Annotated in this window: 13 protein-coding genes and 1 other RNA gene; 8 read left to right on the top strand and 6 right to left on the bottom strand. The window is 60.9% G+C overall.

Going from position 1 to position 14807, the window contains the following annotated elements; translation table 11 throughout:
* Positions 1-114: 114 nt before the first annotated feature.
* Entirely contained in the window at positions 115-2427 is a 2313-nt protein-coding gene (gene ybiO / locus MHM84_RS06710; RefSeq protein ID WP_239265273.1) for a mechanosensitive channel protein, read from the bottom strand.
* 312 nt (positions 2428-2739) lie between these two features.
* Between ybiO and MHM84_RS06705 the strand changes: the two genes are divergently transcribed.
* A complete protein-coding gene (locus MHM84_RS06705; protein ID WP_239264032.1) occupies positions 2740-2946 on the top strand; it encodes a hypothetical protein in 207 nt (68 codons plus the stop codon).
* A gap of 795 nt (positions 2947-3741) precedes the next feature.
* On the opposite strand, the gene MHM84_RS06700 is transcribed toward MHM84_RS06705, so the two are convergent.
* On the bottom strand, positions 3742-4710 hold the full coding sequence (locus MHM84_RS06700; protein ID WP_239264029.1) for a LysR family transcriptional regulator: 969 nt from the start codon (positions 4708-4710) through the stop codon (positions 3742-3744).
* Positions 4711-4836: 126 nt separating this feature from the next.
* Here MHM84_RS06700 and MHM84_RS06695 point away from each other — a divergent pair, with 126 nt between their 5' ends.
* Positions 4837-5778 carry a sodium-dependent bicarbonate transport family permease gene (locus MHM84_RS06695; RefSeq protein WP_239264026.1) on the top strand — a complete coding sequence of 314 codons (942 nt, stop codon included), beginning with the start codon at positions 4837-4839 and terminating at the stop codon, positions 5776-5778.
* Between the two features lie 218 nt (positions 5779-5996).
* On the opposite strand, the gene ssrA is transcribed toward MHM84_RS06695, so the two are convergent.
* Positions 5997-6376, bottom strand: a transfer-messenger RNA (tmRNA) gene (gene ssrA, locus MHM84_RS06690).
* 64 nt (positions 6377-6440) lie between these two features.
* Positions 6441-6917 (bottom strand): SsrA-binding protein SmpB, encoded by a 477-nt coding sequence (gene smpB, locus MHM84_RS06685; protein WP_239264024.1) that lies wholly within the window; start codon positions 6915-6917, stop codon positions 6441-6443.
* A gap of 183 nt (positions 6918-7100) precedes the next feature.
* On the opposite strand from smpB, the gene MHM84_RS06680 reads away from it, so the two are divergent.
* Positions 7101-7535: a type II toxin-antitoxin system RatA family toxin gene (locus tag MHM84_RS06680; RefSeq protein ID WP_239264022.1), complete on the top strand. Its 435-nt coding sequence runs from the start codon at positions 7101-7103 to the stop codon at positions 7533-7535.
* Positions 7525-7863, top strand: a complete 339-nt coding sequence (locus MHM84_RS06675; protein WP_239264020.1) for an RnfH family protein — start codon at positions 7525-7527, stop codon at positions 7861-7863. The genes MHM84_RS06680 and MHM84_RS06675 overlap by 11 nt, the downstream gene beginning before the upstream one ends.
* Before the next feature lie 13 nt (positions 7864-7876).
* On the opposite strand, the gene MHM84_RS06670 is transcribed toward MHM84_RS06675, so the two are convergent.
* Positions 7877-8314, bottom strand: a complete 438-nt coding sequence (locus MHM84_RS06670) for an outer membrane protein assembly factor BamE (protein ID WP_239264018.1) — start codon at positions 8312-8314, stop codon at positions 7877-7879.
* 74 nt (positions 8315-8388) lie between these two features.
* Between MHM84_RS06670 and fur the strand changes: the two genes are divergently transcribed.
* The gene (gene fur / locus MHM84_RS06665; RefSeq protein WP_239264015.1) at positions 8389-8850 is read left to right on the top strand and encodes a ferric iron uptake transcriptional regulator; all 462 of its coding nucleotides are present in this window, start codon (positions 8389-8391) and stop codon (positions 8848-8850) included.
* 80 nt (positions 8851-8930) lie between these two features.
* Here fur and recN read toward each other — a convergent pair whose 3' ends face one another.
* Positions 8931-10604: a DNA repair protein RecN gene (gene recN, locus MHM84_RS06660; RefSeq protein WP_239264014.1), complete on the bottom strand. Its 1674-nt coding sequence runs from the start codon at positions 10602-10604 to the stop codon at positions 8931-8933.
* A gap of 198 nt (positions 10605-10802) precedes the next feature.
* Between recN and grpE the strand changes: the two genes are divergently transcribed.
* From grpE to dnaJ, 3 genes are all read left to right on the top strand, one after another.
* Positions 10803-11444, top strand: coding sequence for a nucleotide exchange factor GrpE (gene grpE / locus MHM84_RS06655; RefSeq protein WP_239264012.1), 642 nt, complete (start codon positions 10803-10805; stop codon positions 11442-11444).
* Positions 11445-11563: 119 nt separating this feature from the next.
* Complete coding sequence (gene dnaK / locus MHM84_RS06650; RefSeq protein ID WP_239264009.1) at positions 11564-13486, top strand: molecular chaperone DnaK; 1923 nt, start codon at positions 11564-11566, stop codon at positions 13484-13486.
* Between the two features lie 90 nt (positions 13487-13576).
* A complete protein-coding gene (dnaJ, locus tag MHM84_RS06645; protein WP_239264006.1) occupies positions 13577-14725 on the top strand; it encodes a molecular chaperone DnaJ in 1149 nt (382 codons plus the stop codon).
* The last annotated feature ends 82 nt before the right edge of the window (positions 14726-14807 follow it).

The raw sequence follows: 14807 nt of genomic DNA, 5'->3' as shown, positions 1-14807 counted from the left end.
TTTATGCTGCTGCAACGTTCGTCATGGCGGCACCGTGCGCCATGCAAAAGGGCTGCCGAATCGGCAGCCCTTTTTCTCTCCTCTTTCGGGTCACTCTTCGTTCAGGCGACGCGTTCAGCGTGCCTGGGGGGCGTCCACGTCGTCCGCATCCGGCTTGCGGTGGGAGGGATCGTTGACCCGGTAGGTCTCGGTACCCGACGTGTCGGGCTGCTCCGGCTGGGCCTCCACCGCCTGACGACGATCCTCGGCTAGGCGTAGATGGGCCGGCGGTGCCGTACCGTCCTTGTTCTCGCCGAAGTACAGCGTGGTATGCGGGAACGGGATCTCGATGCCGGCGGCATCGAAGTGCATCTTGACCAGACGGTTGTAGGCGCGCCCCACGCCCCACTGGTCGCCGGGCGTTGTCTTGATGATCACGCGGATATTGACCGAACTGTCGGCCAGTGCGGTGACCCCCGCCACGGTGAGCGGCGCCAAGAGCTTATGACCGAATTCCTCGCTGGTCTTGAGTTCCTCGAAAGCGGCCTGCAAATGCTCGATGGCATGGTCGATGTTCTCGCGGTAGGCGATACCGTATTCGCCGACGTGGTTGCCGAACTCACGCATGTAGTTGGAGACGGTATCGACGCTGGAGAACGGCACGATGTGGTAGGTGCCGGACAGATCGCGAATGCCCACCGAACGGATGCTCAGGCGCTCGGCCGTGCCGGTGATGCCGCCCACCGAGACCACGTCGCCGGTGTTCATGGCGTTCTCCACCTGGATGAAGATGCCGGTGATGATGTCCTGTACCAGCTTCTGTGCACCAAAGCCGATGGCCAGGCCCAGCACCCCGGCACCGGCGATCAGCGGCCCGATATTGATGCCGATCTCGGCCAGCACGATCATGCCGGTCATGGTGATCAAGGCGATGGCCAAGGCATTGCGGAACAGGCTGAGCAGCGTCTTGGCGCGGGCGGAAGGCTCGCCGGTGCCGGTCTCGGGACTCAGGCGATGCTCGATCAGGCTGGCCAGAGCGATCCACAATGCGGCTGCCACGACCAGGATGATGATCACGTCGATCAGCTTGCTGACCGTGCCCGCACCGGCATCGGTGGCATACCAGGCGGCCAGATCGAATACGCCCCAGGCATTCAGAACCAGCAGTACCACCGTAATCAGAATGATGGCGCGGATCACCTTGAGAAAGGTAGGGATATAGGCGTTCAACCGCACCTCGAGCTTGGGCAGCTTGCGGCGCAGGTCATCGGAAAGCGTGATGCGCTTGCCGATCAACTGGGTCAGCACCCCGGAGAGCAGTAGGCCGATGCCGACGATGATCAGCGTCTGCAACGTCGCCAGCATGACGCTGGGCAGCGCATCCTCGGGGCGTACGATGCTCAGCAGCAGGACGACCAGGAAGTAGGCGATGGCAAGCCAGTGCCAGAGTTTGGCCAACAAGTTCAGGGCGACGCGTGAGGCGCTCATGCTGGCCTTGGCGGCACGCGCTTCCAGCGCATGGCGCAGCTTTAGCCGGTTCTTCAACACGAAAACGGTCGCATAGACGAAGGCCAGCAGCATGATGACCAGGCCGATGCCGCGCCCCAGCGCGGACGAGAGGTAGAAATTGACGATAGGAACCACGACCAGCATGCCGTAGCCTACGAAGCCGGTCAGTGTCGCCAGCCAGCGGTTCCAGTGTGCAGCCTCCTGGGTCGAGGCCGGCAGCAGGCGCAGGCCCTCGTAGCGGGACGAGAACAGCATTCTGATTGCCGCCTTGATCAGTTCGATGATCAGGAAAGCATTCAGGAACAGCGAGGCGCGTGTCGAGAGTTCGCCTGTTTCGCCGATGGCGAAGGTGGCGATCAGGTTGCCACCGACGTAGGCCAGTGCCACGACGACGACATCGATGAGGGCGGCGAACGCTACGGCAAGGATGATGCGTAACAGAGGGCTGCGACCGCCGCTATGCTGTGACCAATGACTGACCCGGCTGAATAGCGGCCTCGCCAGGCTGCGTAGTATCACGAAGGTGGCAAAGGTCGCAACGATGACCAATGCCAGGTTCAGGGCCGCATCGGTGATCTCGGCCATACTGATTTGTGGCCCCGCATCGGGATCGGCCGACGTAAAAAGGGTGCTCAGCGCATGGGTCAGGGCGGTGAATTGTTGCCCCAGGTCACTGGCGACTCCGCTGGTGGTTTCGGCTAGACGTCGGGCTAGGGAAGTATCGGCCGGGGTGGGTTCGCCGGCGGCTTCCTGTGCGGCAAGCTCGCCGGGAGCCTCGATGCTTGCGCCAGCGTCATCACTTGCCAGGGTGCGTAACTGCCCGATCAGGCGCTGGCGGGTGGCGTCATTCTCGAGTAGGTCGGCCAGGGTAGAGTAGGCCATCGTGTCGCTGGCGGTGTCGCTCGCTGTGGTCTCTGCCTGTTGAGCCAGGGCCGGCATTGCCACCAGTAGCAAAATGAGCGCAAGCCAATGGCTCAATCGAGCTTTCAGGCGCGGTAGTAACACTACAGACCTCCATGTTGGCGGGATCAGCCCGCATCGTCTCACGAGTTAATGTCAGGGGTGAGTTCGGACAGGCGCAGAGCGCTGAATACCGGCTTTCAAGCCATGCTGCCCCATTCGCATGATACAGGCTCTAGTTTGACGGTTTGTTAGTGAATAAAAAAGTTTTCCTGTACCTAAGTTGTACAAGCAGAATTTTTCTGACAGGGTATAATGAGAACGTTGCATTGCTAGGAAAAGGAAAGCCCAATGCTCAAGGTAACGCTGGAATTGCGCTGCAATGTGTGCGGCGGTGAGCGCTTCATGCTTCCCACGTTGGACGAAGCGGAGCAGGACGTGCGTTGTGCCGACTGCCATGCTTTCAAGTGCCGGAGCGATTCGCTCGAGGAGACGATGGCACATGCCAAGCAACGTAGGTTGCCGCAGTACGGGCAGTGGGGCCGTCTCGCCTCGTAAGCTGCTGCAATCGCCTTCCCTGAGATAGGCAAGCATGCGGTAACTGGCCACCGATAAGGTGGCTTTTTTGCCTATGCTTCTTCGGCCGCCAGTATGAACGCCTTCACTATGGTGGCGGTTACGCATATCAGCGCATCTCACATCTCGCCATGAGTGCTTTTCATCTCGACGGATAGCCAGGCGGGTGCCACGCTTGTTCTGAGAAGCCAGCCAGCCTGGCCGGGGAAGGGATTCGTCGAGAGGCACGAAATGAACGCTGCTGGAAGCCGCGCACTTTATATATGTCGTCATTGTCAGTCCATGCTCTACATGGAAGCACTGACACCCAACAAGCCATGTTGCCCGCACTGCCTTCAGGTCGACTATGATGCCGTCAAGGTCCCTGCTTACACTCAGGCCTCGCAGGCCATTGGCTACATGCTGACCTCCGCAGGTATGCAATGGACCCAAAGCGCTCACTAGGCGGACTACGCAAGTACGGTTATTTCTTGCTATGTAGTCAATTTCCTACAAGCATGGCTAACTCAAGTTAAACACAATGCTGGCATGATTTGGCAGAATGTAATGCATGGGGTCACGGAGAGACCCCTAGGCAAGGATGCCACAACAGCCAGGAAGGCTGATATGCCCAAGGATGCACGGACAGGATGTCCGTGAGGGAAACAAGGAAGGTGGCGCTCGAAGCGCTCAGAAAGCCCGGCCGCAAGGCCGGGCTTTCTTACGTCTGGCCTTGGGGTTTCTCCCTGCGACGTTGCCTTGTCTCACTGGCCAACACACCTGCCCAGCCCTCTGCGGTCATGCTTCATATCCCGGCTTTTCCAACTTCCCCAGCATGGCTTGCAGCTCGTTGGCTAGAAACCGCGGCTCCACACATTCGTCGAGATGCCCCGAGGCGAAGCGCAGAAAGCCCAGGGCGGCATGAGACAGGCGCTGGTCGAGGCGGACGATGAACTGCCAGTAGCTTTCTACCGGGAAGTCCCGCACCGGCAGGATCGCCAGGTCGGGGTGTTCCGGCGGCAGCACGTGCTCGGATAGCACGGCCAGGCCCAGGCCCGCCGCTACACCCACGCGGATCGCCTCGTTACTCGCCATTTGCAGGGTCGGGCCCAGCGACAGGCCATGTTCCTGTAGCCAGCTCTCGAACAGCATGCGGGTTGCCGAGCCAGGCTCGCGAAGCAGAAAGCGCTCATCCAGAAGCTCGCTCATCGCCACTTGCTCCCGTCCGGCGAAACGGTGGGTATACGGTGCCACCACGACCAGCGGGTTGCGCAGGAAACGGCCGGCCAAGGCCTGTGCCAGCGAAGGAGGGTGGCTGAACACATAGAGATCGTCGTCCTGGTGTTCGAAGCGCGTCAGTACTTGGCGGCGATTGCCAATGTGGAGAGTGACGTCAACTTCGGGAAAGGACTGGCTGAAGGGGCCGAGCAGACGTGGCAGCACGTACTGCGCAGTGCTGACCAGGGAGATGCTGAAGCGTCCCCGCTTGCCGCCACGTAGTGCAGTCAGGTAATCCTGAAAGTCGTCGAAGCGGCCGAGCACTTCGCGACTGGCCCGATAAAGTTCCCGTCCCGCTTCGGTCGGAGTCAGGCGGCCTTGTCTATTCTGCAGTAGCGATTCACCCACCGCTTCGGTCAAGCGTCGAAGCTGCTGCGAGACCGTCGGCTGAGTCAGATGAAGCTGGCGCGCTGCTTCGCTGACCGAGCCCGTGCGCACTACAGCGGTGAATACCTGAAGAAGTCGGAAGGTGAGGTGACGAACGTTCATTGGCGTCCTCTATGTCGATTCATAGAGTATTATCCATACTGGGTTGGCTAAGAATTTATTAGAGCCAATATATCACGCTCTGCATAATCCGCAGCCTTGCCTTTGCCTGCGAAAAGAGAGTGATTCATGCCCGATATCGTGGTGATGTTTTTCCTGCTCGGCCTGTTGGCCGGCGTACTCAAGTCCGACCTGGCGATTCCCAAGGCTGCCTACGATACCCTGAGCCTGTTGCTCATGTTGACCATCGGTCTCAAGGGCGGCATGGCGCTTTATGGCAATCTCGGTTGGTCTGTCGTACCGGAACTGTTATCGGTGGCGGCACTTGGCGCGCTGATCCCGCTGGCGCTCATGCCGGTGTTGCGTCGCTTCGTGCGTCTGTCGCCGGCTGACAGCGCCAGCCTGGCGGCCCACTATGGCTCGGTCAGCGCCGGCACCTTTGCCGTGGCCCTCGCCTTTGCCGAAGGGCGCGGCTTGCCTATCGGTGCGGAGGTCACTCTTTATCTGGTGATGATGGAGTTGCCGGCGATCATGGTCGCCATCGCGATTTTCCGCCGCTATCGCGGCAGGCAGTCCGGCGAGGCCATGCAGGGAATCTGGCACGAGACATTGACCAATCGCGGCGTGATACTGCTCGCTGGCGGTGTGGTCATCGGGGCCATGTATGGTCCAGCAGAGGGGGCCAGCGTCACCAATCTTCTGACCGGTGCCTTTCATGCCGTGCTGGCTCTGTTTCTGCTCGAAATGGGACTTACCGCAGCGGAAACCCTGCGCCCCATTCCCTGGCGGCACTGGCGGCTACTTGCCTTCGCCCTGGCTGCGCCGCCTGTGCTTTCCCTGGTGGGTATGTCGGTCGGCCTTGTCCTGGGGCTGCCTGTCGGCTCGGTGCTTATCCTTACCGCACTCGCTGCCAGTGCCTCCTATATTGCCGCACCAGCAGCGATGCGTACGGCCATCCCCGAGGCGAACATCGGGCTGGCGATGCTTGCCTCCCTCGGTTTCACCTTCCCGCTGAATGTAATAGTGGGCATCCCGCTCTACCATCAGTTAATTCTGTGGGCTACGGCTTAGGAATCCGCGAGGACGTTGGTTGGAAAGCCGTGGCTAGCCTGGCCTGCAGGGCCAGGCCGGTTCCGGTGGCATCAGCCGGTTGGGTTTGTTTGGCGCCAGGCCCCCCATGGATGGGGCATGCAACGTCACGGTTGAAATGTTCAGGCAACAAAAAAGGGCCGCGAGGCCCTTTCTAGTGCGGTTTCAGAGACTTTCTGGGATGTCCTGAAACCAGTTGTTGGTGGAGGCGGCGGGAATTGAACCCGCGTCCGCCGACACTCGCTCTTCGGCTCTACATGCTTAGGTCCGTCTTTTGATTTAGCGGCATGAACTCCGACGGGCAGGATTTCATACCGCGATCCTTCTAAGTGTTAACGGTTAACGGGAAGGCGCCGTCAACCGCGATCCTATCAGCTTTAGCTCGTCTCCCCTCCACGATGGATAGGCACATCGCTTTGGGGCCAGGCTAACTACCAGCAGTTTTTAAGCTGCCAGAGCGCCCTGAGCGTAGTTTTCGTCGTTTGCGACTATTTAGTTGTGATGTTGGATTTACGAGATACATCACGCTCTCGGCATGCACCTAGGAGGTTGTCGTCGGCGTCGAAGCCATGTCGCCCCCGGGTAACCTGTATATGTTAACAGGTAAGGGTGGTGGGTTGCAAGTTCAACCCCTACTACTCCCCTTATTTACTCTCACGCATGATACGTGCCTTCTGGCGATTCCAGTCGCGCTCCTTTTCGGTGGCGCGCTTGTCATGCTGCTTCTTGCCGGTCACCAGGGCCAGCTCGCACTTGATCAGGTTTTTCTTCCAGTACAGCTTGAGTGGTACGCAGGTATGTCCCTTGTCCTGGGTACGCGAAAAGATCTTGGCGATCTCCTTGCGATGCAGCAGTAGCTTACGGGTCCGCGTCGGATCGGCCACTACGTGCGTGCTGGCAGTGTTGAGCGGCGTAATATGGCTACCCAGTAGCCAGGCTTCGCCATCCTTGACCAGGATATAGGTATCGGTGAGCTGGGCCTTGCCGGCACGCATGCTCTTCACTTCCCATCCGGCCAGGGCCAATCCGGCCTCGAAGGTCTCTTCGACGTGGTACTCGAAGCGCGCCTTCTTGTTGAGGGCGATGACGTTGTCACCTACCTTGGCTTTTTTCTTGGCCATGCGTCCTCGTGTCTCTCTGTGCCAATGTCCGCCAGGCCTCCGATATGGGGTGAGGCATGATATTCTTCAAGGCCTTGGCGTCGAAGTTTGCCATGATACGCTTAACGGTTCGTCTACCATAGTACGCAGGTTGCGCCGGGCTAGCACGGCGGTTCCGGTTCATTGAAGATAGCGGAGAGAGGCATGCCTACGGTCAATCGGTCCGCCCTGGTGCGGCATTCCGCCCAGACCATGTTCGATTTGGTCAACGATTTCGAGAGCTATCCGGAGTTCCTTCCCGGCTGCCGCCGTGCGCGGCTCATCGAGCGGGATCGGGAACATCTGGTCGGAGAACTGACGCTGGCCAAAGCCGGGGTCGAGCAAAGTTTCATTACGCGTAACGACTTGTACGAGCCTGAACGTATCGAGCTTTCCCTGGTGCAGGGGCCGTTCAAGCGGTTGAATGGACAATGGCTATTCACGCCGATGGGAGAGCAGGCCTGCAAGGTCAGCCTGGAAATGAACTTCGAATTCTCCAATCGCCTGCTGGGAATGGCCTTCGGCAAACTGTTCAGCCAAGTCGCCGGTCAGTTGGTCGATGCCTTCACCCAGCGAGCCGACGAGGTCTATGGACGCTGACTCTTTGGCGGCAGGCGACGCGAAGTCCACAGCGGCAGTAACCATCGAAGTGGCCTTCGCCCTGCCGGATCGACAGAAGATCGTTACCCTGGCGGTGAAGCCCGGCACCACGGCTCGTGAAGCCGTGAGGTTCGCCGATATGTCCCGATACTTTCCTGATCTCCCCGAGACCACCTTTATCCAGGCGCCACTCGGCATCTTCGGCAAGCGCTTGCGCGATCCCGAACGACATGAACTTCAAGCCGGCGATCGCGTCGAGATCTACCGGCCGCTGCTCATCGATCCCAAACAGGCACGCGCCAAGCGCGCGGCTGATGCCTCTCGCTAGCCGGAATCATCCATCAGAGAGGATCCTCTCCCGTGGTGGGAATGCTCTGCGGCATGGTCGGAGTGGCAGGGTCGCCCTCATCCATGGCCGGACCGATCTCGGTGTCCGTCGAGAGGTTCATGTCGGCCTGCATATCGCCGTAGGTCTCGATGTCCGCCAGTCGATCGCCGTCGAAAGTCAGCGTCACGCGGCGCTGCTTGACGTCGCCATACGCCTCGTCGAGACGATAGACATAATCCCACTGGTTGGCGTCGAAGGGTGCCGGCAACAGCGGACTTCCCATCACGTACTGGACCTGTTCGCGGCTCATGCCCGGCTGCAGTTGGCTGACCATGTCCTGCGTCACCAGGTTGCCCTGGGGTAGGTCACGCTTGTAGACGCCGAGATAACTGCACCCACTCACCATCGAAAGAGCGAGTGTGAAAGTGACTGTTTTAATCAGATTTTGCATTTGCCCCTATCTTTCACTATCGTTTGCAATTGGTCGATTATACTCGAGTCAATAAGTTACTGCGAAGAGCAACCATGGCCGATAGAAACCAGGAATTACGCAAGGCAGGTCTAAAGGTCACCTTGCCCCGAGTCAAGATTCTGCAGATCCTGGAGGCGACTCGCGAAGAAGATCTTCACATGAGTGCCGAGGATGTTTACAAGGCACTTCTCGACGCGGGCGAAGACGTTGGCCTGGCAACAGTGTATCGCGTATTGACGCAGTTCGAATCTGCCGGTCTGGTGGTGCGTCACAATTTCGATGGCGGCCATGCCGTGTTCGAAATGTCGCAGGAAGAACATCACGACCACATGCTGTGTCTGGAAACCGGTGAAGTCGTCGAGTTCTATGACGCCGAGATCGAGCGTCGCCAGCGTGAACTCGCCGAGGAGCGAGGTTTCGAGCTGGTCGATCACGCCTTGGTGCTTTATGTGCGTCCCAAAGGCTCTACTGCGACGCGTCGCCAGGAAGGCGGTGGCGGTACTCACCGCCGTTGAGCAGACGCCCATAGCAGCAACATAGAAAACGCCGCGGCCAATGCCGCGGCGTTTTTGTGTGCTGCCAGCAAGGCATGTGGCTAGTGGTGTTGATGCTGACTGGCATCCAGCATTTCGCGCGCATGGGCCAGGGTGCGGTCCGACAGGTGCACGCCACCCAGCATGCGGGCAAGCTCGCGAACGCGGCCGGCTTCATCGAGCAGGGCCATGTAGGTCAGCGTTACGTCATCCTTGGCCTGCTTTTCGATGTGCAGGTGCTGGTGGGCTTGGGCGGCGACCTGGGGCAGATGGGTGACGGTCAGGACCTGGCCTGACTGGCCGAGTCTCCTGAGAAGTTGCCCGACGATTTCTGCCGTGGCGCCGGAGATACCCACATCGACTTCGTCGAATACCAGGCTGGGAATGGTGCTATGGCTGGCCGCGACGACCTGAATGGCTAGGCTGATACGTGACAGTTCCCCGCCCGAGGCGACCTTGGTCAGTGGGCGGGCGGGCTGCCCCGGGTTGGCGCTGATCAAAAAGCGGGCGCTGTCCATGCCGTCCGGTTGCGGGGTTTCCCGGGCCGTGACATCGATCTCGAAGCTGGCCTTGCCCATGGCCAGGAAGCCGAGCTGATCCTGAACTTCCTTGGCGAAGGAGGTAGCCGCCTGGCGGCGTGCGTCTCCGATAGTGCGGGCGCGCATGCGGTAGTCGTCGCGCACCGTTTTGACCTCGGCCGTCAGCGCTTCGAGGTCGGTGTCGCCGCCTTCCAGCGAGTCGAGTTCGGCACGCAGCTTGCCATGCAGTTCGGCCAGTTCTTCGGGCAGGACGTGATGCTTGCGAGCGATGCGGTGCACTTCGCCGAGGCGTTCCTCGACGTCGGCCAGTCGCGCTGGGTCCAGCTCAGTGCCGTCGACGAAATGATGCAGCTCGCGGGCCGCTTCTTCGATCTGGATACGCGCGTCGCCGAGCATGGTGCAGGCTTCGGCGAGTGGGCCGCGGCTGGCGCCGGGCAGGTTGCCGAGACGAGTCAGCGCCTGATGCAACAGGTTTAGGGCGCCGCCCTCGTCGTTATCGCAGCAATCGGCGGCGAACTGGGCCTCGCGCAGGATTTCCTCGGCGTGCGCCAGTTCCTCCTGCTCCTGTTCCAGCGCTTCGAGTTCCCCTTCGCTCAGAGCCAGCGTGTCGAGTTCTTCCACTTGGTAGCGCAACAGTTGACGACGCGCCTGGATCTCGTCGCTGGTGTCGGACAGCCGCTTGAGCTTGCGGCGCAGCCCCTGCCATTGCCGATACAGCTCGCCCAGCTCGGCGACGGCGCGGGTTTGGCCCGCGAAGTCGTCGAGCAGGCGAAGATGGGTCTCTTCGCGTAATAGCGCTTGATGAGCATGCTGGCCGTGAATTTCGATGAGGTGTTCGCCGAGCTCCTTGAGATCGCCCACCGTACACGGTTGACCGTTGATCCACGCCTTGGAGCGGCCGTTGGCGGTGATTACCCGTCGCAACAGGCAGTCGTCGCTGGGCAGTTCGCGAGCGTCGAGCCAGGCCTGTGCCGCCGGCAGGCCGGCAATGTCGAAACGCGCGGTGATGTCGGCTCGCCTGGTACCGTGGCGTACGCTACCGGCATCGGCACGCTCGCCCAGGCTCAGGCCCAGTGCGCCGAGCAGGATAGACTTGCCCGCCCCGGTTTCGCCGGTGATGGCAGTCATGCCGCCGTGCAGATCGAGGTCGAGTCTGTCGACGATAGCAAAATCGCGAATCGCAAGCTGTACCAGCATGGCCACCTCCGGGCGCGTCTCGGTTCCTGGTCGTCAGGTTTCGCTGTCTGTGCGTTTATACAGTAGCTCATGCCTGAGCTTCAATCACTCTTGTGTCGCATCCGCGCCACCCCTTGAGTTCGTCGGTGGCAACCCCATATAGGGGCAAACCGCCAATCAACGCGGCCTGCGGGCCGTTTGACGTTTCAGGAGAGCGACATGGCCAAAGATCCACAGACGCGTATGGACGAGGAGCTCGAGCGCAGCGAACACGACGCCGAGCCCCAAGCCGAGCCCCTTGAAGGCCAACTCGACGAGGCCAGTGCCGATACCGACGAACAGGCCGTGGCCGATGAGGATGTGGGTGGCGCCGATACGCCTGCCGATCCTGAAGCCGAGATACTGGCAGCCAAGGTCGACGAACTCGAGCAGGCGCTCAGTGAAGCCAAGGACCAGGCGTTGCGCACGGCTGCCGAGGCCCAGAACGTGCGCCGCCGCGCCGAGCAGGACGTGGAGAAGGCGCGCAAGTTCGCCCTCGAGAAGTTCGTCAAGGAGTTGCTGCCCGTGGTCGACAGCCTGGAAAAGGCGCTCGAGTCGATGGGCGAAGATGCCAGCGAGGCGCACCGTGAAGGGGTGTCGATGACATTGAAACTGCAGCTCGACACCCTGGCCAAGTTTGGCGTCGAGTCCGTCGAACCGCAGGGCGAACCGTTCGATCCGCAGTATCACGAAGCCATGGCCATGGTGCCCAATCCCGATCTGGAGCCCAACACCGTTATGGATGTGATGCAAAAAGGTTACCTGCTCAATGGCCGTCTCGTTCGTCCGGCCATGGTGGTGGTCAGTCAGGCAGCGAAATAGTCAATTGTCAGGGGAGCGGCCCTTCAGCCCTTGAAAGGTTCGGCCGAGTCCCCACATAGACGACAAAGACGCGGCGAAAGTCGCACTGAACAGGCAAGCAACGAATCTTCGAGGTGATTATGGGACGCATCATCGGTATTGACCTGGGGACAACCAACTCCTGTGTTGCCGTGCTCGACGGCGACAAGCCGAAAGTCATCGAGAACGCCGAAGGCGCGCGCACCACGCCGTCGATCATCGCCTATACCGACGACGGCGAGACGCTGGTCGGCCAGGCGGCCAAGCGCCAGGCGGTAACCAACCCGACCAACACTCTGTACGCGATCAAGCGCCTGATCGGTCGTCGCTTCAAGGACGACGTGGTGCAGAAGGACATCAAGATGGTGCCCTACAAGATCGCGGAAGCCGACAACGGCGACGCCTGGGTCGAGGTGAAGGGCAAGAAACTGGCTCCGCCGCAGGTCAGCGCCGAAGTGCTCAAGAAGATGAAGAAGACCGCGGAAGACTACTTGGGTGAGACCGTCACCGAAGCGGTCATCACCGTACCGGCCTACTTCAACGACTCGCAGCGTCAGGCCACCAAGGACGCCGGTCGTATCGCCGGCCTCGAGGTCAAGCGCATCATCAACGAGCCGACCGCGGCTGCGCTGGCCTACGGCATGGACAAGGCTCGCGGCGACAAGACCATTGCCGTGTACGACCTGGGTGGCGGTACCTTCGATATCTCGATCATCGAAGTGGCCGACGTCGACGGCGAGACCCAGTTCGAGGTGCTGGCCACCAATGGCGACACCTTCCTGGGCGGTGAAGACTTCGACCTCAAGCTGATCAACTACCTGGTCGACCAGTTCAAGGCCGACAGCGGTATTGACCTGTCCGGCGACAACCTGGCCATGCAGCGTCTCAAGGAAGCTGCCGAGAAGGCCAAGATCGAGCTGTCCAGCGCGCAGCAGACCGAAGTGAATCTGCCGTACATCACGGCCGACAACACCGGTCCCAAGCACCTGAACGTCAAGATCACGCGTGCCAAGCTCGAGTCGCTGGTCGAGGATCTGGTCAAGCAGTCGCTGGGTCCGTGCAAAACCGCCCTGGCTGACGCCGGTCTCTCCAACGCCGAGATCGACGACGTCATCCTGGTCGGTGGTCAGACCCGCATGCCGCTGGTGCAGTCCAAGGTCGCCGAGTTCTTCGGCAAGGACGCCCGCAAGGACGTCAACCCGGACGAAGCCGTGGCCATCGGTGCGGCAATCCAGGGCGGCGTGCTGGGCGGCGACGTCAAGGACGTGCTGCTGCTCGACGTGACTCCGCTGACGCTGGGTATCGAGACGCTGGGTGGCGTGATGACCCCGCTGATCGAGAAGAACACCACCATCCCGACCAAGAAGACCCAGACCTTCTCGACCGCGGATGACAACCAGACGGCGGTGACCATCCACGTGCTGCAGGGCGAGCGCAAGCAGTCCAGCCAGAACAAGTCGCTGGGACGCTTCGATCTGGCCGATATCCCGCCGGCACCGCGTGGCGTACCGCAGATCGAGGTGGCGTTCGACCTCGACGCCAACGGTATCCTCAACGTGTCCGCCAAGGACAAGGCCACCGGCAAGGAGCAGTCGATCGTCATCAAGGCCTCCAGCGGTCTGACCGACGAGGAAATCGATCAAATGGTCCGTGACGCCGAGGCGCATGCTGCCGAGGATCAGAAGTTCGAGGAACTGGTTCAACTGCGCAACCAGGCCGACGGCATGATCCACGCCGCGCGCAAGACGCTCGACGAGGCGGGCGACAAGGCAAGTGCCGATGAGAAGGAAAAGATCGAGAACGCGATCAAGGAACTCGAGGAAGCGCTCAAGGGCGACGACCAGGAGGCCATCCAGGCCAAGCTGGACGCTCTGACCGAAGCCTCTGGTAGCCTGGCGCAGAAGCTTTATGCCGAGCAGTCCGAGGCCGCTCAGGGCGGTGCCCAGGCCGGCGGCGCCAAGCAGGAAGACGATGTGGTCGACGCCGAGTACGAAGAAGTCAACGACGACCAGAAAAAGCAGTAACCACAACGTCTGACACGGTAACGGCGGCGCGGGGGCAAACGACTCCCGCGTTGCTGTTTCCGTGGACCCGACACGGAGGCGGACAGATCCATGTCCAAGCGTGACTATTACGAGGTGCTGGGCGTCGAGCGCAGCGCCGATCAGAAAGAGATCAAGAAAGCCTACCGGCGCTTGGCCCAGAAGTACCATCCGGACCGCAACCCGGACGACGACACCGCCGCGGAGAAGTTCCGCGAGGTCTCCGAGGCGTATGAAGTCCTCACCGACAGCGAGAAGCGGGCAGCCTACGACCAGTTCGGCCATGCCGGGGTCGACGGCCAGGCCGGTGGCTTTGGCGGTGGCGGTTTCGGTGGGGCCGGAGCCGGTGGCTTCAGCGACATCTTCGGCGATGTCTTCGGCGATATTTTCGGTGGCGGCGGCGGTGCCCGACGCAACCCCAATGCGCCGCAGCGTGGCGCCGACATGCGCTACAATCTCGAGCTCGATCTCGAGGACGCGGTGGCCGGCACCACCGTCGATATTCGTGTGCCGCGCCATGTGGAGTGCGGTCATTGTGACGGTAATGGCGCCGAGCCCGGCTCCAGCAAGGAGACTTGCCCGACCTGTCACGGTATGGGCCAGGTGCGTATGCAGCAGGGCTTTTTCGCCGTGCAGCAGACCTGCCCGACCTGCCACGGGCGCGGCGAAGTCATCAAGGTGCCGTGCCGCGAATGTCATGGCGAGGGTCGTGTACGTGAGACCCGGACCCTGTCGGTGAAGATCCCTGCGGGGGTCGATACCGGCGATCGCATTCGTCTCAATAACGAGGGCGAGGCGGGCGCCAACGGCGGTCCGCCGGGCGATCTCTACGTTCAGGTGGCGATCAAGTCGCATCCGATCTTCGAGCGTGACGGCCGTCACCTGCATTGCGAAGTGCCGATCAACTTCGTCGATGCTGCGCTCGGCGGTGAGCTGGAGGTGCCGACACTGGAAGGCCGGGTGAAATTGAAGATTCCACCCGAGACCCAGACCGGCAAGCTGTTCCGCCTGCGTGGCAAGGGCGTCAAGCCGGTACGCGGTGGTCCGCCTGGCGATCTGATCTGCAAGGTGGTGCTGGAAACCCCGGTCAACCTGACCGAGCACCAGAAGGATCTGCTTCGCCAGTTTCAGGACAGCCTGGGCAACGGCAATACCCACTCGCCCAAGAAAGACGGCTGGTTCGACGGCGTGAAGAAATTCTTCGAGGACATGAAGCCCTGACCTTGGGGTACGATGTGTCACTCGACGTGATAGGCAACGAAAACCCCCGGCGTATGTCGGGGGTTTCGCATGTGTGAGCCGA

The organism is Halomonas sp. McH1-25 (assembly GCF_022348165.1).
Lineage (GTDB): Bacteria > Pseudomonadota > Gammaproteobacteria > Pseudomonadales > Halomonadaceae > Modicisalibacter.
The sequence above is the reverse complement of the archived record's forward strand: the minus strand, read 5'-3'. Positions and strand labels throughout refer to the sequence as shown.

Excerpts from the sequence above, each read along its gene's own strand:
- ybiO (WP_239265273.1), bottom strand. The coding sequence starts at position 2,427 with ATGCCGGCCCTGGCTCAACAGGCAGAGACCACAGCGAGCGACACCGCC.
- MHM84_RS06705 (WP_239264032.1), top strand. The coding sequence starts at position 2,740 with ATGCTCAAGGTAACGCTGGAATTGCGCTGCAATGTGTGCGGCGGTGAG.
- MHM84_RS06700 (WP_239264029.1), bottom strand. The coding sequence starts at position 4,710 with ATGAACGTTCGTCACCTCACCTTCCGACTTCTTCAGGTATTCACCGCT.
- MHM84_RS06695 (WP_239264026.1), top strand. The coding sequence starts at position 4,837 with ATGCCCGATATCGTGGTGATGTTTTTCCTGCTCGGCCTGTTGGCCGGC.
- smpB (WP_239264024.1), bottom strand. The coding sequence starts at position 6,917 with ATGGCCAAGAAAAAAGCCAAGGTAGGTGACAACGTCATCGCCCTCAAC.
- MHM84_RS06680 (WP_239264022.1), top strand. The coding sequence starts at position 7,101 with ATGCCTACGGTCAATCGGTCCGCCCTGGTGCGGCATTCCGCCCAGACC.
- MHM84_RS06675 (WP_239264020.1), top strand. The coding sequence starts at position 7,525 with ATGGACGCTGACTCTTTGGCGGCAGGCGACGCGAAGTCCACAGCGGCA.
- MHM84_RS06670 (WP_239264018.1), bottom strand. The coding sequence starts at position 8,314 with ATGCAAAATCTGATTAAAACAGTCACTTTCACACTCGCTCTTTCGATG.
- fur (WP_239264015.1), top strand. The coding sequence starts at position 8,389 with ATGGCCGATAGAAACCAGGAATTACGCAAGGCAGGTCTAAAGGTCACC.
- recN (WP_239264014.1), bottom strand. The coding sequence starts at position 10,604 with ATGCTGGTACAGCTTGCGATTCGCGATTTTGCTATCGTCGACAGACTC.
- grpE (WP_239264012.1), top strand. The coding sequence starts at position 10,803 with ATGGCCAAAGATCCACAGACGCGTATGGACGAGGAGCTCGAGCGCAGC.
- dnaK (WP_239264009.1), top strand. The coding sequence starts at position 11,564 with ATGGGACGCATCATCGGTATTGACCTGGGGACAACCAACTCCTGTGTT.
- dnaJ (WP_239264006.1), top strand. The coding sequence starts at position 13,577 with ATGTCCAAGCGTGACTATTACGAGGTGCTGGGCGTCGAGCGCAGCGCC.